General features: G+C 61.6%; 17 protein-coding genes. 10 read left to right on the top strand and 7 right to left on the bottom strand.

The genetic code is table 11. The features are described 5' to 3' along the window. Positions 1 to 9 precede the first annotated feature (9 nt). The 4 genes from holA to DSM110093_RS02220 all read right to left on the bottom strand — a co-directional run bounded on the left by holA (position 10) and on the right by DSM110093_RS02220 (position 4,615). Positions 10 to 1,008, bottom strand: coding sequence for a DNA polymerase III subunit delta (holA, locus tag DSM110093_RS02205; RefSeq protein ID WP_243266510.1), 999 nt, complete (start codon positions 1,006 to 1,008; stop codon positions 10 to 12). Beyond that, positions 1,005 to 1,505 carry an LPS assembly lipoprotein LptE gene (lptE, locus tag DSM110093_RS02210; protein ID WP_243266511.1) on the bottom strand — a complete coding sequence of 167 codons (501 nt, stop codon included), beginning with the start codon at positions 1,503 to 1,505 and terminating at the stop codon, positions 1,005 to 1,007. Before lptE ends, holA begins: the two co-directional genes overlap by 4 nt. Continuing rightward, entirely contained in the window at positions 1,492 to 4,038 is a 2,547-nt protein-coding gene (leuS, locus tag DSM110093_RS02215) for a leucine--tRNA ligase (RefSeq protein WP_243266512.1), read from the bottom strand. Before leuS ends, lptE begins: the two co-directional genes overlap by 14 nt. Positions 4,039 to 4,120: 82 nt before the next feature. Then, complete coding sequence (locus DSM110093_RS02220) at positions 4,121 to 4,615, bottom strand: DUF3576 domain-containing protein (protein WP_243266513.1); 495 nt, start codon at positions 4,613 to 4,615, stop codon at positions 4,121 to 4,123. A gap of 287 nt (positions 4,616 to 4,902) precedes the next feature. On the opposite strand from DSM110093_RS02220, the gene DSM110093_RS02225 reads away from it, so the two are divergent. After that, positions 4,903 to 5,796, top strand: coding sequence for a porin (locus DSM110093_RS02225; RefSeq protein WP_243266514.1), 894 nt, complete (start codon positions 4,903 to 4,905; stop codon positions 5,794 to 5,796). A gap of 102 nt (positions 5,797 to 5,898) precedes the next feature. Continuing rightward, on the top strand, positions 5,899 to 6,552 hold the full coding sequence (locus DSM110093_RS02230) for a YggS family pyridoxal phosphate-dependent enzyme (protein WP_243266515.1): 654 nt from the start codon (positions 5,899 to 5,901) through the stop codon (positions 6,550 to 6,552). Here the strand turns inward: DSM110093_RS02230 and DSM110093_RS02235 are convergent. Both DSM110093_RS02235 and ribA read right to left on the bottom strand, forming a co-directional pair. Then, on the bottom strand, positions 6,542 to 7,036 hold the full coding sequence (locus DSM110093_RS02235; protein ID WP_243266516.1) for a L,D-transpeptidase family protein: 495 nt from the start codon (positions 7,034 to 7,036) through the stop codon (positions 6,542 to 6,544). The genes DSM110093_RS02230 and DSM110093_RS02235 overlap by 11 nt on opposite strands. Next, positions 7,033 to 8,124 carry a GTP cyclohydrolase II gene (ribA, locus tag DSM110093_RS02240; protein WP_243266517.1) on the bottom strand — a complete coding sequence of 364 codons (1,092 nt, stop codon included), beginning with the start codon at positions 8,122 to 8,124 and terminating at the stop codon, positions 7,033 to 7,035. Before ribA ends, DSM110093_RS02235 begins: the two co-directional genes overlap by 4 nt. A 162-nt stretch (positions 8,125 to 8,286) precedes the next feature. Here ribA and DSM110093_RS02245 point away from each other — a divergent pair, with 162 nt between their 5' ends. From DSM110093_RS02245 to DSM110093_RS02265, 5 genes are all read left to right on the top strand, one after another. After that, complete coding sequence (locus DSM110093_RS02245; RefSeq protein WP_243266518.1) at positions 8,287 to 8,973, top strand: response regulator transcription factor; 687 nt, start codon at positions 8,287 to 8,289, stop codon at positions 8,971 to 8,973. A 264-nt stretch (positions 8,974 to 9,237) separates the two neighbouring features. Continuing rightward, on the top strand, positions 9,238 to 10,026 hold the full coding sequence (locus DSM110093_RS02250) for an exodeoxyribonuclease III (RefSeq protein ID WP_243266519.1): 789 nt from the start codon (positions 9,238 to 9,240) through the stop codon (positions 10,024 to 10,026). A gap of 54 nt (positions 10,027 to 10,080) precedes the next feature. After that, on the top strand, positions 10,081 to 11,007 hold the full coding sequence (trxA, locus tag DSM110093_RS02255; protein WP_243266520.1) for a thioredoxin: 927 nt from the start codon (positions 10,081 to 10,083) through the stop codon (positions 11,005 to 11,007). 27 nt (positions 11,008 to 11,034) lie between these two features. Next, positions 11,035 to 11,679, top strand: a complete 645-nt coding sequence (locus DSM110093_RS02260; RefSeq protein WP_093927866.1) for an LON peptidase substrate-binding domain-containing protein — start codon at positions 11,035 to 11,037, stop codon at positions 11,677 to 11,679. Next, positions 11,676 to 11,858 (top strand): Trm112 family protein, encoded by a 183-nt coding sequence (locus tag DSM110093_RS02265; protein WP_067942458.1) that lies wholly within the window; start codon positions 11,676 to 11,678, stop codon positions 11,856 to 11,858. Before DSM110093_RS02260 ends, DSM110093_RS02265 begins: the two co-directional genes overlap by 4 nt. A 15-nt stretch (positions 11,859 to 11,873) precedes the next feature. On the opposite strand, the gene DSM110093_RS02270 is transcribed toward DSM110093_RS02265, so the two are convergent. Next, complete coding sequence (locus DSM110093_RS02270) at positions 11,874 to 13,100, bottom strand: FAD-dependent monooxygenase (RefSeq protein WP_243266521.1); 1,227 nt, start codon at positions 13,098 to 13,100, stop codon at positions 11,874 to 11,876. Positions 13,101 to 13,185: 85 nt separating this feature from the next. Between DSM110093_RS02270 and DSM110093_RS02275 the strand changes: the two genes are divergently transcribed. From DSM110093_RS02275 to DSM110093_RS02285, 3 genes are all read left to right on the top strand, one after another. Then, entirely contained in the window at positions 13,186 to 14,520 is a 1,335-nt protein-coding gene (locus DSM110093_RS02275) for an amidase family protein (RefSeq protein WP_243267654.1), read from the top strand. 120 nt (positions 14,521 to 14,640) lie between these two features. Next, positions 14,641 to 15,825 (top strand): aminotransferase class I/II-fold pyridoxal phosphate-dependent enzyme, encoded by a 1,185-nt coding sequence (locus DSM110093_RS02280; RefSeq protein ID WP_243266522.1) that lies wholly within the window; start codon positions 14,641 to 14,643, stop codon positions 15,823 to 15,825. 12 nt (positions 15,826 to 15,837) lie between these two features. Beyond that, on the top strand, positions 15,838 to 18,765 hold the full coding sequence (locus DSM110093_RS02285) for a DNA translocase FtsK (RefSeq protein WP_243266523.1): 2,928 nt from the start codon (positions 15,838 to 15,840) through the stop codon (positions 18,763 to 18,765). The last annotated feature ends 164 nt before the right edge of the window (positions 18,766 to 18,929 follow it).

Below are 18,929 nucleotides of genomic sequence, written 5' to 3' on the forward strand. Positions count from 1 at the left end.
CTCCCAAAATCAACGTTGTGCGCCCAGCATCGCCAGACGGATAAAGGCACGCTCGACCAAAGCCAGCGCCGGGGCGTGCTGCCCGGCAGAGCGCAGCTTGAGGTCGGTCTCAGTGAGCACCGCAAGCGCGGTTTCCAGCTTCACCGCGCCCCAGTTGCGGGCCTGCCGCATCGCGCGGTCGCGGTCACGCACGCCATAGATCGGCGCGCCGGGGTTGGCGGCGATGCGGTAAAGGGTGCGGAAATGTCGGGTGGCCATGATGGTCAGCGTCACCGGGTTCACGCCTTGGCCTTGCAGCTTGCTCATTACCGGGCCGATCTCGGCGGCGCGGGTTTCGGCCACCACATGCAGGATGTCGTCCACCTCGGCCTCGGTCGAGGTGGGGGCGCAGGCGGCGATGTCTTCCAAACCGATGGGGGTGCTATCCCCCAGTTTGTAGAGTGTGATCTTCTCTAGCGTTTGGCGGAAATCGCCCGGATCAAGCGTGCGGGCCAGATCGCTGAGCGCGGCCATCGCGTCGGCTTCGGGTGTGAGGCCCGCATCCTTTAGCATCTGCTCAATCTCGGCCCGGTCGGGCGGATTGTCATAGATCGCGGTGGCATAGGCGTTGGGGTGGCTCTCAAAGGCTTTAAGCACCTTGGAGGTTTTCTTTAGATCGCCCGCCGTGAGGATGATCTGCGCATCGCCCGGCTGCCAGTCTTTCAGCGCGTCGAGCAGGATTTTGGCGATATTGTCATTCGCCTCTTCCACCAGTGCGGCACGTGGGCCGGGGAAGAACCCGACCGCCTTGATCGCGTCCAACAGCATCGCCGGATCGCGGCGCAATTCACCTGCGGGCATCCGGCTGAGGCGCATTTCCTCTTCGGCATTGGCGCCGAGCAGGTTTTTCAGGAATTCCTGCCGTTTCAGCGCCACGCGCATGGCATCGCTGCCGTAGATCAATAGCCCCGTCCGCGCGGGATCAGGCCGCGCGAAATAGGGTTTCGCCTCGCGCGGGGTGAGCTTCATTGCGGCAGGTCAGCTGCGTAAAGACGGCTCACGACGAGATCGGCCAGAATCACCATCAGGCGTTCCTGCGCGTCCAACTCGGCGGCGCGGGTGGCGACGGTGGTGCCGGTGGCGGAATAGCCGGTAAAGCTTTCGACCTTGCCCGAGGTCACGATCTGCCCGCTGTCGAGGTCGCGCAGGGCGTAAGAGGTGGTGCCCAGCAGGTTATAGCGCCGGGTGTTGCCTTCGCTGTCGATGGCCAGCCCGTCTTCGGTTGTGGTGGTGGTCAGGGCCAGCCCCCAGCGGGGCGTGGCCGCGCGGCCCAAACGGCTTTCCACCTCGCGTACCAGAAAATAGCCAAAGCGGTCTTCGGGCGCATCGACCAGCACGCGGTTTTGCAGGGCCGTGCCCGCGCCGCCGGGGCCATAGACCGGCTCGAACCCGCAGGCGGCGAGCGCCAGCAGGGGCAGGGCCAGCAGGAAGCGGCGGCGCATATGGGCGGGCTTAGGCAACGACATTCACAATCCGTCCGGGCACGACGATGACCTTTTTCGGTGTGGCCCCGTCCAGCGTTCGAATGACAGCTTCATGCGCCAGCGCGATTTTTTCAACCTCTTCCTTGGGCATGTCGGCGGGCACCTGAATTTCCGCCCGGCGTTTGCCGTTGATTTGGATCGGCAGGGTCACGGTGTCATCGACCAGCATCTTCTCGTCGGCCTTGGGCCATGGGGCCTTGGTGATGAGCCCTTCGCCGCCTTGATGCGCCCAGATGTCTTCCGACAAGTGCGGGGTCATCGGCGACATCAACTGCGCCAGCGTCATGATCGCTTCGCGCTGCGCGGCATAGCCTGCCTTGGATTTCTGCAGTGTCGCGGTGAAGGCATAGAGCTTGGCAATTGCGGCGTTGAAGCCGAAGGATTCCACGCCCATCGTCACGTCATGGATCGTTTTGTGCAGGGCGCGCAGCAGATCATCATCGCCTGTACCTGTCGCATCGCGGTCCATCTCGCTCACGCGGTCGCAGATGTTCCACACGCGCGACAGGTGCTTGTAAGATGCTTCGGCCCCGCTGGCGGTCCATTCCACATCGCGCTCGGGGGGCGAATCGCTCAGAACGAACCAACGCGCGGTGTCGGCGCCGTAGTTCGAGATGATGTGCAGCGGGTCGACCACGTTTTTCTTGGACTTCGACATTTTGGCGGAGGGGATGATTTCCACCTCGGAGCCGTCTGCCAATTTGCCGTCCGTTACGTCTTCGGGGAGGTGATAGACCGGGCGGCCATTATCGTCGCGAGTCTGGTAGATCTCATGCGTCACCATGCCTTGAGTAAAGAGCGCGTCGAAGGGCTCGGCTGCTCCTTCGGGCAGGTGGCCGGTGATCTGCATGGCGCGGGCAAAGAATCGGGCGTAGAGCAGGTGCAAGATCGCGTGCTCAATGCCGCCGATATATTGATCGACGTTCATCCAGTATTGCGCGTCTTTCAGATCAGTCGGGGTATCCGCGCGCGGCGCGGTGAAGCGGGCGTAGTACCACGAGCTGTCGACGAACGTGTCCATCGTGTCGGTCTCGCGCAGCGCGTCCTTGCCGCAGGCCGGGCAGGCGCAGTTGCGCCATGTCGGGTGGCGGTCGAGCGGGTTGCCGGGGGTGTCAAAGCTGACATCGTAGGGCAGCTCAATTGGCAGGTTCTCTTTCTTTTCCGGCACCACGCCGCAGTCGTCGCAATGCACGACCGGGATCGGGCAGCCCCAGTAGCGCTGGCGCGAGAGGCCCCAGTCCCGCAGGCGGTATTTGGTGACGCCGTGGCCAATGCCGTTTCCCTCGCAAAAGGCGATGGCGGCATCGACGGCGTCTTCGCCGGTTTGCCACGGGTCGCCCGCAAAGCCACGGTTGTAGAACACCTTTTCCGACTTCTGCGGCACATAGGCCTCGGCCAGTTTGGGAGAGGCATCTTCCGAAGGCAGGAAGGTCGAGATGATCGGCAGGTCGTATTTGCTGGCGAAATCGAAATCGCGCTGGTCGTGGCCCGGACAGCCAAAGATCGCGCCGGTGCCATAATCCATCAGGATGAAGTTGGCGATATAGACCGGCAGTTCATGCGCCGTGTCGAAGGGGTGGCGCACGCGGATGCCGGTGTCATAGCCCAGCTTCTCGGCGGTCTCGATCGCCTCCTCGGTGGTGCCGCCCTTGCGGCATTCGGCGCAGAAGGCGGCGACGGCTTCATCGTCGCGTTCCAGCGTTTTGGCCAGCGGGTGGTCGGGCGAGATGCCGACAAAGGAAGCGCCCAGCAGTGTGTCGGGGCGGGTGGTGTAGACTTCGATCCGGTCAAAACCCTCGGGCGCTTCAATGGTCGAGAAGGCAAACTGCAAGCCGCGCGATTTGCCAATCCAGTTGGCCTGCATCAGCTTTACCTTGGCGGGCCAGTTGTCGAGACTGTCGAGCGCAGAGAGCAACTCTTCGGAGTGATCGGAAATCTTGAAGAACCACTGGGTCAGCTCACGCCGCTCCACCGGCGCACCAGAGCGCCAGCCGCAGCCGTTCTCGACCTGCTCGTTGGCCAGCACGGTCATATCGACCGGGTCCCAGTTCACCACGGCGTTTTTGCGGTAGACCAGACCCTCTTTGAGGAAGTCGAGAAACAACGCCTGCTGTTGACCGTAGTAACCGGGGTGGCAGGTGGCGATCTCACGCGACCAGTCGATCGACAGGCCCAGAGGTTTCATTTGCTTCTTCATCTCGGCGATATTGGCATAGGTCCAATCCGCCGGGTGGCCGCCGATGGCCATGGCGGCGTTCTCGGCGGGCATGCCAAAGGCGTCCCAACCCATCGGGTGCAGCACGTTGTGCCCGGTGGCAATCTTGTAGCGCGCGATCACGTCACCCATCGTGTAGTTTCGCACATGGCCCATGTGGATACGGCCCGAGGGGTAGGGGAACATCTCAAGCACATAGTATTTCGGCTTGTCAGCGTTGCGAACGGCCTGAAAGACGCCATCCTTTTCCCAGGCTTGCTGCCAGCGGGCTTCGATCTCGGCGGGGGTATAGCGGGGCATGAGTGGACCTTCGTGACATGAAAAACGCCGGGCTGCTGCTTTCACAAGGCCCGGCGTTGGAAACGTGTTGAGTTCAGCGGGCTCAGAATTTGCTGTCGGACACGCGCATTTCCCGCGCTCGGCTTAGGATCGCATCCTCTACCGCGCGCGAGGTGGCTCGTGCGACAGGCTGACCGCCCGAAGATTGCAGCGCGACGTTAAGTGAGCGGGCATCAAGCGCAGGATCGTCAATCAGAACCGTCGCGCGGTAAGCACGGCCACCGCCCGGCGGGGTGCCGTAGCCTGTAACGATGACGCCCGTGAACGGGTCTACCGATTGCACCGGCAAGAAGTTCAGTACTTCAAGCGAGGCCGACCACAGATACTTGTTAACCGAAACACTGCTGTCCGTGTTCTTGCGGTTAAAGATCGACCAGATCGTGTTTTCCGGGTTGGTCTCAATGCTATTGGGGTTGTTTGGGTTGGTGTATTGATCTGGCCGTTCCGTGGCAGGGCTACCAAAGCCCCCACCACAGGCGGCAAGCGCGCTAAGCGCCAGAACGGAGATCGCCATCTTGCAAGCGGTACGAAGGGCCATTGCAGCTTTCCTTTGCCTGTTTGCGCTCCGGTCTATCCAAGCGGGCCCATATCGGCAAGGTCTATGTCATAGGTGTCATAGGAGTGTGCATAGGGGGGCAGGCGCTGTGCGGGCGCTGTGTACAGCCCGAGACGGCCAAACTGTGGCATAGCTGCACCAGCCCCGGTGACATTGTAGGTGGGCGGCCCGTGAACCTTGCCAAGTGCAGGGCATTGGGGGCAAACACCCTTCATACCCTTACCGGATTCCCCGGTCTGGGCATATGAATTCAAACCGAGGGAAAACTCATGAAAAAAGTTCTCTTCGCTACAACAGCCCTGGTTGCGACCGCCGGTGTAGCAGCAGCAGACGTGACATTCGGCGGCTACGGCCGTTTCGGCATCATGTACAACGACAACGACTCCACTGGTGGCGACAGCGACACAGACGTGACTTCGCGTTTCCGTCTGCAGATCGACGCGACAGCTGAGTCCGACGCTGGCGTTGTCTTCGGTGCACGTGCTCGCATCCAGCAGAACAACACAGACAACGGCAACGATCCTGCCGGTACAGGCATCAACGGCGTGCGCTTCTTCGCTCGCTCCGGTGGCTTCGAAGTCGGCGTTGGTAACATCTTCGGTGCTCTGGAATCCATGCCAGGTCAGTACCCAATCGACATGGGTTTGACCGGTCTCGGTTATGACTACACCGCATTTGACGGCAACGGCGATGCGTACTCCTCCGGTGGTAGCGGCGCAGCTGGTTCCAACGGTCTGGAAGTTCTGTACTCCGCTGGCGATCTGGCCGTGCACGTGTCGGCTTCCGACACCAACGATCGCGTTGCTGGTTACGTTGCTTACACATGGAGCGGCTGGACCTTCGCAGTTGGTGGTCAAGACTCCGACGACGCGGGTGACACCGAGTGGACAGCGACAGCTGGTGGTTCCTTCGGCATCGCCGACGTAACTCTGGCCTATGCTGACAACGGCACAAACGGCGACCGCGTTATCTTGGCTGGCCGCTTCGACGTTGGCGCAGCGACAGACGTTGAAGTCTATGTTGGCGACCAAGACGGCGCAGACACCGGCTACGGCGTTGACTTCAACCACGACCTCGGCGGCGGCACCTCGCTGCGCGGCGGTGTGGTTAAGCAGTTCGACGGCGACACCGTTGCCGACATGGGTGTTCGCTTCAACTTCTAAGTTGAACGACATACTGTGAATATTGGGGCAGGCCTTTCGGTCTGCCCCTTTTCTTTTGCGCGGTGCTGGTGTTCTCTGCGCGCCTGAAATGGAGGGCCGAAAATGAGTCTGAGCGACATCCAAAACCGCATCACGAAAGCCGAAGCCGATGCAGGCCGCGCGGCGGGATTGGTCAAGCTGATTGCTGTGAGTAAGGTACAGCCTGATGCCCGCGTGCGTGCGGTATTGGACGAAGGGCATCGCATCTTTGGTGAGAACCGCGTGCAAGAAGCGGCAGGCAAATGGCCGGGGTTCCGCGAGGATTTCGCGGATGTTGAGCTACACCTCATTGGCCCTTTGCAAACCAACAAGGTCCGTCAGGCGATGGAACTGGCAGATGCGATCCATACCGTTGACCGGCCTAAACTGGCCAAGACCATCGCGCGTTTGGCGCAGGAGATTGGCCGCTGCCCTGATCTGTTCATTCAGGTCAACACGGGCGAAGAAGATCAGAAGGCCGGGGTGATGCCCCGCGAGACAGATGATTTCATCGCCGAATGCCGGGCGCTGGACCTGCCAATCAAGGGGCTGATGTGCATCCCGCCGGTGGATGAAGCGCCATCGCTACATTTTGCGCTGCTGGCCAAGATCGCCGCGCGCAATGATCTTAGCGGTTTGTCGATGGGCATGAGCGGTGACTTTGAGCAGGCCATTGCTCTTGGGGCGACCCATGTGCGCGTCGGCTCTGCTATTTTTGGTGAACGGGTTAGCGAATAATTAACCGCGTCGCCGGGCCCACCCGCGCGGCGATGTGGTGCAAATCCCCGCGTGAAAAGGCGATGCAGCCCTCGGTAGGATAGCCCGGCCGCCGCCACTGATGGATAAAGATCGCGGAGCCGCGGCCAGCTTCGGCTTCCGGCCAGTTCCAGTCGGTCAGGATCACCAGATCATAGAGCGGATCAGCGCGGCGCAGCGCCTCGTGGCTGTGGTCATAGGGGGCGCGGACATGGTGGTTGTAATCGGGCTGACCACTGGCGTCGGACCACAGGTCGCCCGGGCCGATCGGCTGCGCCCAAGCGCTTGGGGCCGGGATGCGGTCAGGCCGGTAGAGCATGCCGACCAAGCGATGCACCCCGCGCGGCGTGGCCCCGTCGCCTTCGCGCTTGTCATGGGTCAGACCGCCCTTGCCGATGCTACAGGCATAGCGCCGCCCCTGAAACCGCAGCCCCGTCGGGGTCAAAACCATGTCGTTCGGGGTCACAGCAGATGCCCCGACTTCGCGGCCTTGGTAGCCAGATAGGCGCTGTTGTGGCGGTTCTCGCCCACGGCCAGCGGGACACGTTCGGTGACGGCAACGCCGCTCTGCTCCATCATGCCCACCTTGCGCGGGTTGTTGGTCAGCAACCGGACGGCGGAGAAACCCATCGAGTGCAGAATGTCCGCACCGAGGCGGAAATCGCGCTCATCATCCTCAAAGCCGAGGCGGTGATTGGCTTCAACCGTGTCAAAACCCTGATCCTGCAAGGAATAAGCGCGCATCTTATTGGCAAGGCCGATGCCGCGCCCCTCTTGGTTGAGGTAGAGCAACACGCCGTTGCCTTCGCCCCCCATCTGCGCCAATGCAGCCCGAAGCTGCGGGCCGCAATCGCATTTCAGGCTGCCCATCAGATCGCCGGTAAAACAGGCCGAGTGTAGACGGCAGAGAACGGGCGTGTTGCGGGCAGGGCGGCCAATCTCGATCGCGTAATGCTCCTCGCCACCGTCTTCGGGGCGGAAGATATGCAAACGACCCGCCTCGGAAACCTCCATCGGCAGACGGGCGTTGACCACGGGATGCAGGGCGCTGCGCTCTGCAAGAATCGGGGCAGCGGCGGTGAGGTCGATGAGGGTCAAACCGTGCTGTTGCGCGAAATCTGCGCCTTGCGGCAAGTCCAGAACCAACGCTGCGGGCAGCATCCGCGCGGCTTTCACTAGATCAAGGGCAGCACTGTGTGCGCCGGTATCACCACCTCGCGCGGTCTGGAGCGGACCTTTCATCGGGGCGCGTAGGTCATCCGCCGGATCAGCGATGCTTTGCACCCAAGCCGGTGTCGCGCCGGGGGGCAGTAGCACGCGGGCGAGATTGCCGTCATAGGCGCGCGCCTTAAGCGTTTCCGCCCGCCGCGCGGTGATTGCCAACACCGGCGCACCGCCCAAGGCCAGCACATCAGCAAGGCGCTGCGCGGTGAGCGTTTCCGCCGCCAACACGAGCGCGGCCTGCGCCTCACCCGCTAAAACCACGGGGACGCCCATGCGTAAATCGGCCCGCGCACGCGCCAGTTGTTCGGTGATGTCCGGGGCGAAACTCATGGTTTGTTGCAACTCCGCAAAGGCTTCAGCGTTTATCTAAGTTATTTCCCAAGGAATTGAAACATTTCACGCTTTGTTGACACGAGGCTGTGAGACAGAGGTCACATACCTTGTCGGAGCCCGTGCCGAAGCGCATGTATAAGGCAACAGACGGAGAGATAGATGCCCCAGCTTAAGAAAATCCTGCTCGTTGATGATGACGATGACCTGCGCGAAGCGCTGAGCGAGCAGCTTATCATGACCGAGGATTTCGACGTTTTCGAAGCCGCCAATGGCACCGAGGCGATGACCAAAGCAAAAGAGGCGCTTTATGATCTCATCATTCTCGACGTGGGTCTGCCCGATACCGATGGCCGAGAGCTTTGCCGCCTGATGCGCAAGCAGGGGGTGAAAAGCCCGATCCTGATGCTGACGGGCCATGACACCGATGCCGATACGATCCTCGGCCTTGATGCCGGAGCGAATGATTACGTCACCAAGCCATTCAAATTCCCGGTTCTTCTGGCCCGCATCCGCGCGCAATTGCGCCAGCATGAGCAGTCCGAAGATGCGGTGTTCCAGCTTGGGCCATATACCTTCAAGCCCGCGATGAAGGTCCTGACCACGGAAGACGACCGCAAGGTGCGCCTGACCGAGAAAGAAACCAATATCCTCAAGTTCCTCTACCGCTCGAATGACGGTGTGGTGCCGCGCGATGTGCTGCTGCATGAGGTTTGGGGATACAACGCCGGCGTCACGACCCACACGCTGGAAACCCATATTTACCGCCTGCGGCAGAAGATCGAGCCTGATCCCTCGAATGCCCGTTTGCTGGTGACAGAATCCGGTGGTTATCGCCTGATGGCATAAATCATGGAACCATTTCCAACCCCGCGTGGTTGGAAACTCTGAGAGGCGGGGTTTTCATGACCCGCCACTCGGTTTGAAGCCCGACTTTTGTACCCGGGTAAAGGTACATACCTCCCTGTTGGACTGGCCGGGCCATAGTGCCCGGCCCTTTTTTTTATCTGCTGTCCATCTTTAGCCCCAGTGACCTGTGCGCAGATTTCCTCATGGCACCCCCGCGCCGCCCGCGTTACTGTGCCGGACCACCCTCAGACCGGAGCCTGCCCCATGTCCTTTTCCCTCGCCACTTGGAACATCAACTCCGTTCGCCTGCGCGAGCCCTTGGTGCTGAAGTTGCTGGCCGAACACGGGCCAGATGTGCTGTGCCTGCAAGAGTGCAAAAGCCCGGTCGATAAAATCCCGGTCGAGGCGTTCAAGGCGGCTGGCTATACGCACATGGTGGCGCGCGGTCAGAAGGGCTACAACGGCGTGGCGATCCTGTCGAAGCTGCCTCTGCTGGACGCAGGCGATCAAGATTTCGCCATGTTGGGCCATGCCCGCCATGTGGCGGCCAAGCTGGAAAACGGCACCACGATCCACAACTTCTACGTCCCCGCTGGCGGTGACAAACCCGACCGCGAGATCAATGAGAAGTTTGGACAAAAGCTCGATTACCTCTCGGAAATGCGCGACTGGTTTCATAGTGAAAAGCCCGAGAAGTCGATCCTTGTGGGTGATCTGAACATCGCCCCGCGCGAGGATGACGTCTGGGACCACAAGAAGCTGCTTAAGGTCGTCAGCCACACCCCGGTCGAAGTCGAAGCGCTCGGCGCGGTGCAGGATGCGGGCAACTGGGTCGACATCACTCGGCAGGACGTGCCAGAGGGCAATCTCTACAGCTGGTGGTCCTACCGTGCCGCCGATTGGGATGCCGCTGATAAGGGCCGCAGGCTCGATCACATCTGGGCCACCTCTGATATCGCACAGGCCGGGCACTCCAGCCATATCGTCCGCGATGCACGCGGTTGGGAGAAACCAAGCGATCACGCACCGGTTTTTGCCAGTTTTGACCTTTGAATCGGACCTCAGCACGTCCATATAAAGCCAAACGCGATTAGCGAGGATGACAGCATGATTGACCTAAACCTTTCCACCGCCGCCCCGGCCTCGGCAGATGCCGACCTAATCAAGGACACGACCGAAGCGACCTTTATGGCCGATGTGGTCGAAGCTTCGCAGACGGTACCGGTCATCGTTGATTTCTGGGCGCCTTGGTGCGGCCCGTGCAAGACGCTCGGCCCGATGTTGGAAGACGCCGTGCGCGCCGCGAATGGTGCGGTAAAGATGGTGAAGGTCGATGTCGATCAGGCGCAGGCGATTGCAGGGCAATTGCAGATCCAATCTATCCCGACAGTCTATGCTTTCTACAAAGGTCAGCCGATTGATGGTTTCCAAGGCGCGCAGCCGCAGTCCGAGATCAAGGCCTTCGTTGACCGCGTGGTAAAAGCGGGTGGTGGCGAAGCGCCCGGTGATACGCTGGCCGACGCCGTGGCCGCTGCCGAAGAAATGCTGACCGAAGGGGCTGCGGCCGACGCGGCGCAGACCTTTGCCGCGATTTTGGAAGAAGACCCGATGAACGCCCCGGCCTACGGTGGCATGGTGCGCGCCTATATCGCGATGGGCGAGTTGGAGCAGGCCGAAGCGCTGCTGAATGGTGCGCCGATCGAAATCTCCAAAGCGCCGGAGCTGGAAGCGGCTCATGCTCAGCTACAACTGGCGCATCAAGCGGCCAACGCGGGCCCGGTGGCCGAGCTGACCGACACGGTTGAGGCCAATCCTGACGACCATCAAGCGCGCTTTGACTTGGCTCAGGCGCTTTATGCGCATAACGATGCCGAAGGGGCGGTGGATCACCTGCTGGAGCTTTTCCGCCGGGATCGTGAATGGAATGAGGGCGCTGCCAAGACCCAGATGTTCACCATTTTCGAGGCGTTAAAGCCCAATGATCCGGTGGTCTTGAACGGGCGCCGCAAACTGTCGTCGATGATATTTGCCTGAGGAGCTGGGCGCACTAAGTCCCTTGTCATGATCAAGCCAGCAGAATTGCCCAAAACAATTGCGATCTTTCCGTTGGCAGGGGCGCTGTTGCTGCCCCGCTCGCGGTTGCCGTTGCATATATTCGAACCGCGTTACCTTCAGATGATCGAAGATGCGCTTAAAACGGATACTCGGCTGATCGGCATGGTCCAGCCCAACGAAGTGCCGGGCCGCGATGGCAATGGCCTGCACCAGATTGGCTGTGCCGGGCGCATCACGCAATTTTCCGAGACCGAAGATGGCCGCTATATGGTGACCTTGGGCGGTGTGTCACGGTTTCGCGTTGTGGAAGAGATCGAAGGTTTTAGCCCCTATCGCCGCTGCGATGTGAACTGGTCGGGCTTTGACCGGGATCTTGGCGAGGATGAGTTTGACGACACCTTTGACCGGACACGTTTCCTTGACCTGTTGGGCCGCTATTTCGATGCCCGCGGCCTTTCGGCAGATTGGGATACGTTGAAAGACGCCGAAGATGAATTGCTCATTAACTCTCTGTCGATGATGCTGGAGTTTGAGGACGAAGACAAACAGGCGCTGCTAGAGGCGCCATCGCTGGAAACCCGGCGCGAGACATTGGTGACATTGATCGAATTCGCGATGCGCGGCGGTCAGGAAGAGGGCTTGATGCAATGACGGATGCGACCGTTCAATTCGACCGCCGGATGCTGGAGGCACTGATCTGTCCGCGTACTCAGACAACGCTGGTCTATGACGCGGAAAAGCAGGAACTGGTGTCGAAGGCCGCCGGGCTTGCCTATCCAATTCGCAATGGCATCCCGGTCATGTTGCCGGATGAAGCGCGTACGCTGTAACGCTGCGCGGCCCTGTTAAAGGGGCTTTCCACGCATCAACCGGGGCAATTCCCCCGTCAGGCCTGCTGCCTCGCGGATGAAGTTGCGGCGCAGGCCGGGCAGGGCGTTGACCGCAGCCATCCCCATATCGCGGGCCAAACGCATCAGCGCGTTATCGTTTGAAAACAGTCTGTTGAAGCTGTCCGTCGCTAGCGCAAGGCTGGCGTTGTCGAACCGCCGCCATTCTTGGTAGCGCGCCAATACCGCATCATTCCCGGGGTCTTCGCCCCGACGGACCGCATCGGCGATCACCTCGGCCAGCACCGCCACATCGCGCAGACCCGCGTTCAAACCCTGACCCGCAATCGGGTGTACCCCATGGGCCGCATCGCCCAAAAGCGCCACGCGAGGGGCAGTCATGGAATGCGCTAGCGACAGGCCAAGCGGATAGCTATAGCGCGCGCCGGTCAGGGAGAGCTCCCCCAGAAAGCTGCCAAAGCGCGGGCGCAGCACGTCGAGGTATTGCGCATTCGGCAGGGCATTGATCGCGGCAGCATTGGCGCTGGCTTCGCTCCAGACGATGAGTGACCGATCGCCGGTCAGCGGCAGGATCGCCAGCGGGCCGGGCGGCATGAAAAACTGATGCGCGATGCCGTGGTGCGGCTTTTCATGATCCACCACGCAGACCAGCGCCGTCTGACCATAGGACCATGCGATGCGCTTGATCCCGGCACGTTCGGCTGTGCCGCTGCCGCGCCCATCGGCCCCCACGGCCAGCCGCGCGCGCAGGGTCTTGCCGCCCTCCAGCGTCAGGGTGATGCCGGTCGGCTCGACCGTTTGATCGGTGACGCGGGTGTCGTTCAACATGGTGATCGCCGGATCAGCCGCGACGGCCCTTAGCAAGGCGCGCCGCAGGTGGCGGTCTTCGACCATATGACCCATCGGGCCTTCTTCGATCTCTGCATGGTCGAAATGCATGAACATGGGCGAGGGGCCGGTTCCGGCGCGCCCATCGGTAACTTTGATCTCAAGCATCGGCTGGGCGTCGCCGGCGATCTCGGGCCAGATGCCGATGCCTTCCATCAGTCGCACCGAGGTCAGCGCCAGCGCATAGGCGCGGCCATCGAAGTCGGCGTTCTCAAACGTCTGCGCGGGCAGGGCGTCAATCACCGCTACGCGCAATCCAGCGCGGCTGAGGGCCAAGGCAAGGGCAGGGCCGTTCAGCCCGCCGCCGATGATCGCGATATCGTGGTCAAAATCCATGGCCCTAGATATGATCTGCGCGCGGGGATTGTCCATGCGCCGAACGGTCGCTAGGTTCGCCAAGAACAGCGGCAAGGGGTACGACATGCGCGAATGGTTGGAAATGACGGCGGCGGATCTGGGGCGCGGGATTGCGACAGGCGATATCGACCCTGTGGCGCTTTGCGATACCTACCTTGATGCCATCGACGCACATCCGATGCGCGACCGTGTCTATGCCCGCGTTACCCCTGACCGCGCCCGCGCCGAAGCGGCGGCGGCGGCAGAGCGCGCCCGCGACGGCCAGCGCCTGTCCCCCCTTGATGGTGTGCCGATCTCTTGGAAAGACCTGTTTGATACCGCTGGAACAGCCACCGAAGCAGGCACCAAACTGCTCGAAGGCCGGGTGCCCGAGCGCGATGCCGAAGTGCTGGCCAATGCGACCGCCATGGGGCTGGTTTGTCTCGGCAAAACCCATATGAGCGAGCTGGCCTTCTCGGGTCTTGGTCACAACCCCAGCACCGCGACGCCGCCCTGTGTGAATGAGCCTGACAGCGTCTCTGGCGGCTCATCTTCCGGGGCTGCGGCGTCGGTGGCCTTTGGCTTGGCGGCGGCGGCGATTGGGTCGGATACGGGCGGCTCAGTGCGTATTCCTGCGGCGTGGAATGATCTGGTCGGGCTTAAAACCACGGCTGGGCGGGTCTCCCTCGCCGGGACGGTACCGCTGGCGGCGAAGTTCGACACGGTTGGTCCGCTTTGCCGCTCTGTCGAGGATGCGGCGCTGCTGCTGGGCGTTTTGGAAGGGGCCAAACCCGCCGATTTGCAAGAGAGTGAGTTGGAGGGCTGCCGCTTTGCGGTGCTGACCAATGTCGTGATGGATGAGCTTTCCGAAGAGCCAAAGGCGGCTTTCCAAGCGGCAGTAGAGCGGCTGAGAGACGCGGGTGCCGCGGTCGATGAAATCGCCGTGCCCGAGGTCGAAGACGCGATGCCGCTGAGTTCCTGCCTCTACACCACCGAAGCCTACGGGCTGTGGCGCGATGTAATCGAGGCCAATCCCGAAGGGATGTTCAGCGAAATTCTTGAGCGTTTCCGGTTGGGTAAGGGGTTCTCTGGTCCCGATTACGTTGCCGCTTGGGCCAAGCTTGATCTGGCGCGGGCAGGCTATGACCGGGCCGTGGCGGGCTATGACGCGGTGTTGGTGCCGACCGCGCCGATGCTGCCGCCGAACATTGAGCGGCTGAACAGCGATCACGACTACTACCTCGCGCAGAATCTCCTTTCGCTGCGGAACACGCGAGTCGCGAATCTCATGGGGCTCTGCGCGCTTACGTTGCCAACCGGAACGCCGTCCTGTGCCATCTCTTTGATGGCCGCTCCCAATGCCGAGGAACAGCTTTTGCGCCTTGGTGCAGCGGCTGAAGCGGCCCTGCGCGAGGCATAACAGCGCACGACCGAAAAGCCACAAGGGCGGCAAATCTCCCGGTTTTTCTGGACGGGAGAGGCGCCCTTGGGTACCTTGGGGCAAACGGGGCATGAATGATCCCGATCCGAGGCAGTTTTGATGATGTATTCCGAGCGGTTTTCGAACCTTCCGGCCCACGTGTGGCCGCGCCTGCGCGCCTTGCTTGATGGGCATGAGGGCGGTGGCACGCCTATCCATATGACCATTGGCGAGCCGAAACATGCTTTCCCGGCTTGGGTCACGGATGAGATCACGAAACACGCCGAAGGTTTCAACAAGTACCCGCCAAACGACGGCTCGCCCGAGTTGCGCGCCGCCATCGCCGCATGGATTGCCCGCCGCTACGGGGTCGACATGGACCCCGACAGCGAGGTTATGGCGCTGAACGGCACCCGCGAGGGGCTGTATAACGCCGTCATCGCGCTCTGCCCAACGACCAAGAATGGGGAGAAATCGGCGATTCTGATGCCGAACCCCTTTTACCAAGTCTATATGATCGGCGCGATTTCGGGCGCGGCGGAGCCGATCATGGTCCCCGCCACCGCCGAGACCGGGCATTTGCCCGATTTCGCCAGCCTGCCCGAAGAGGTGCTCCGGCGCACCACGGCGGCCTATCTTTGCTCCCCCGCCAATCCGCAGGGCGTTGTCGCCTCGCGCGATTACTGGGCCGAACTGATCGCGCTGGCCGAGAAGTATGATTTCCTGATTTTCGCTGATGAATGCTATTCCGAGATCTACCGCGACACGCCGCCCACCGGCGCGCTGGAGGTGGTTAAGGAACTCGGCACCGACCGCAACCGGGTGGTGATCTTTCACTCGCTGTCGAAACGCTCGAACTTGCCGGGGCTACGGGCGGGCTTTGCCGCCAGCGGGCCAGAGACGATGCGCGAGATCAAGCAGCTGCGCAACTACGCGGGCGCGCCGTTGCCGCTGCCCTTGCAGCAGGCCGCTGCCGCCGTTTGGGCGGATGAGGCGCATGTCGAAGAGAACCGCGCACTCTACCAAGAGAAATACGCCATCGCCGACCGCATTTTTGGCAATGTGCCGGGTTACGCGAGCCCCGAGGCGGGGTTCTTCTTGTGGCTCCCGGTCGAGGATGACGAGGCCGCGGCGCTGAAACTGTGGCGCGAGACAGGCGTACGGGTGCTGCCCGGCAGCTATCTGGCGCAGAACGTTGCCGGGGAAAATCCCGGTCAGAATTACATTCGGGTCGCCTTGGTGGCCCCAAAAGACGAAACGACGCGCGGGTTGGAAGCGATCCGCGACTGTCTGTATTCGACATAAGCGAGGGACGACATGGCATATCAGACACGGGGACGCGATCCATTGCTAGACAGCAACATGGCCCAGGCAATCGAAAAGCGCGGTCGTGAACTGCTGGGGCTGGCGCTGATTTTGCTGGGCGTCATGGCCGCCATGATGATTGGCAGCTACACGCCCGACGATCCCAACTGGATGGTCTCGACGGATGCGCCGGTGCAAAACTGGATGGGCCGGATCGGTGCCTCCATCGCCGCACCACTGTTCATGATCGTCGGCTGGGGCGCTTGGGGCATTGCCATTGTCCTGCTGTTCTGGGGCGGGCGTTTCGCGCTGCACCAAGGCGATGACCGCGCTCTTGGCCGTCTGATCTTTGCCCCCATCGCTGTGGCGCTTGGCGCGATCTATGCCGCGACGCTGGCCCCCGGTCAGGAATGGCTGCTGACCCATAGCTTTGGTCTGGGCGGGCTTTTTGGCGATACCGTCATGGGCGCGCTGCTGACGATCCTGCCCATCGACTCGACCCTGACGGTCAAGCTGATGTCGCTTTTGATGGGCGTGGCAATCGTGGCTCTGGGGGCCTTTGTGCTGGGCTTTACCAAGGCTGAGTTGATGCGCATCGCGCGGTTCCTGCTGGTCGGTCTGATCATGGCCTATGCCGGGTTGATGACCCTGTTGGGCCGGGGCGCCAGCGGTGCCGTTGTTGCCGCGCAGAACCTGTCGGCCCGTCAAGCCGAGCGCCGTGAGCGTCGCCGGCAAGAGGCTGAGGAAGCCGAGACTTGGGCCGCACAGGAAGCCGACGACTACTATGCCCAAGCGCCGATGGAAGAGCTTGCGCCAGAACCGCGCGGTGGTCTGCTGGGTCGGATGCCGGGGCTGATCAAACGTCCCGAAGCCGACGGCATGCCAGAGCCGGAATTGATCGAGACCTATAGCGACGCCATTGTCGATGAGACACCGGGCGAAGAGCGCATCAAAAGCAAGATTGCCGATGTCATCAAGAATCGCGTGCGGACAGCCAATGCCGTGCACACGCCAACGACTGCGCCGCTGACCAAGGGCCGTGGCCGTGGGCCGGACCCGCTGCTTTTGAACACAAGCCAACCTGCAGCACTGCGAGCAGAGCCGCCGTTGACCGCAGGGGGCGCCACGCTGCGCCCCGAGCCGCTGTTGCGGCGTCCGCAGGCCCAGCAAGAGCCGATGCAGGAGCCGATGGCCGAAGAGCCCGCGATGCATGAGCCGATGATGCAAGAGCCGATGATGGAAGACTATGCGGATACCGTTACGTCTGAAGCACTGCCGTTGGAACAAGCGCCCGCGCCAGCGGCGATGAAAATCCCCGCGGCCGAACCGCGCAAAGTGGTGCAGCAGCCGACCCGTCGGGTCGTGCAGCCGTCCAAACAAGCACAGGTCGAAGCGCAGCCCGCGCTGACCTTTGAAGATACGCATCCGGGTTTTGAACTGCCACCGCTGAGCCTTTTGGAAAGCCCCGAAAGCGTACAACGCCTGCATTTAAGCGATGAGGCGCTGGAAGAAAACGCGCGGATGCTGGAAACCGTGCTGGATGACTATGGCGTCAAGGGCGAGATCGTCGCCGTGCGCCCCGGTCCCGTCGTCACGATGTATGAGCTTGAGCCTGCGCCGGGCCTTAAAGCCAGCCGTGTGATCGGTCTGGCAGACGATATCGCGCGCTCTATGGCTGCCCTTTCCGCACGTGTGTCTACCGTGCCGGGCCGCAGCGTGATCGGGATCGAACTGCCCAATGAGCACCGCGAGAAGGTGATCCTGCGCGAGATCCTGTCGAGCCGTGATTTCGGCGACGGCAACCAGCGCCTGCCGCTGGCGCTTGGGAAGGACATCGGCGGCGATCCGGTTGTCGCCAACCTTGCGAAAATGCCCCACCTGCTGATCGCGGGGACCACCGGTTCGGGTAAGTCCGTGGCGATCAACACGATGATCCTGTCGCTGCTGTACAAGCTGACGCCGCAGGAATGCCGGATGATCATGATCGACCCCAAGATGCTGGAACTGTCGGTCTATGACGGCATCCCGCATCTGCTGTCCCCGGTGGTGACCGACCCGAAAAAGGCCGTGGTCGCGCTCAAATGGACCGTGGGCGAGATGGAAGAGCGCTATCGCAAGATGTCCAAAATGGGCGTGCGCAACATCGAAGGCTACAACGGCCGCGTCCGCGAAGCGTTGGCCAAGGGCGAAATGTTCTCCCGCACCGTGCAGACCGGATTTGACGAGGATACCGGCGAGCCAATCTTTGAGACCGAGGAAAACACCCCCGAGGCGCTGCCATATATCGTGGTTATCGTCGACGAGATGGCCGATCTGATGATGGTCGCGGGCAAAGAGATCGAAGCCTGCATTCAGCGTCTAGCCCAGATGGCGCGGGCATCGGGTATCCACCTGATCATGGCGACGCAGCGTCCCTCGGTCGATGTTATCACCGGCACGATCAAGGCGAACTTCCCGACGCGGATTTCCTTCCAAGTGACCTCGAAAATCGACAGCCGCACGATCTTGGGTGAGATGGGTGCCGAACAACTGCTGGGCATGGGCGACATGCTTTATATGGCGGGCGGTGCCAAGATCACCCGTTGCCACGGCCCGTTCGTCAGCGACGAAGAAGTCGAAGAGATCGTCAACCACCTCAAGCAGTTCGGTGAGCCCGACTATGTCGGTGGCGTGGTCGAAGGGCCGTCCGAGGATAAGGAAAGCAACATCGACGCGGTGCTGGGCCTTGGCGGCAATACCGACGGCGAAGACGCGCTTTATGACACCGCCGTTCAGGTGGTCATCAAAGACCGCAAATGCTCCACTTCCTACATCCAGCGGAAACTGGCGATCGGCTATAACAAGGCCGCGCGACTGGTGGAGCAGATGGAAGACGAGGGACTTGTCTCTCCGGCCAACCACGTCGGCAAGCGCGAAATTTTGGTGCCGGAACAGGCATAGGGGGCGATCTCCCCCTCCCCTCTTGGGGTATAGGCATAAAAACACCGCCCGGATCACCGTCCCGGCGGTGTTTTTTATGGGCCGGGTGAGGGGCGATAGCGAAAAACCGCCCCCTGATATCGAATATCACGGCAACCCGCCCTATGTCAGAGCGTGAGGCAACA

This window comes from Sulfitobacter sp. DSM 110093, from assembly GCF_022788715.1.
Taxonomy (GTDB): Bacteria; Pseudomonadota; Alphaproteobacteria; order Rhodobacterales; family Rhodobacteraceae; genus Sulfitobacter.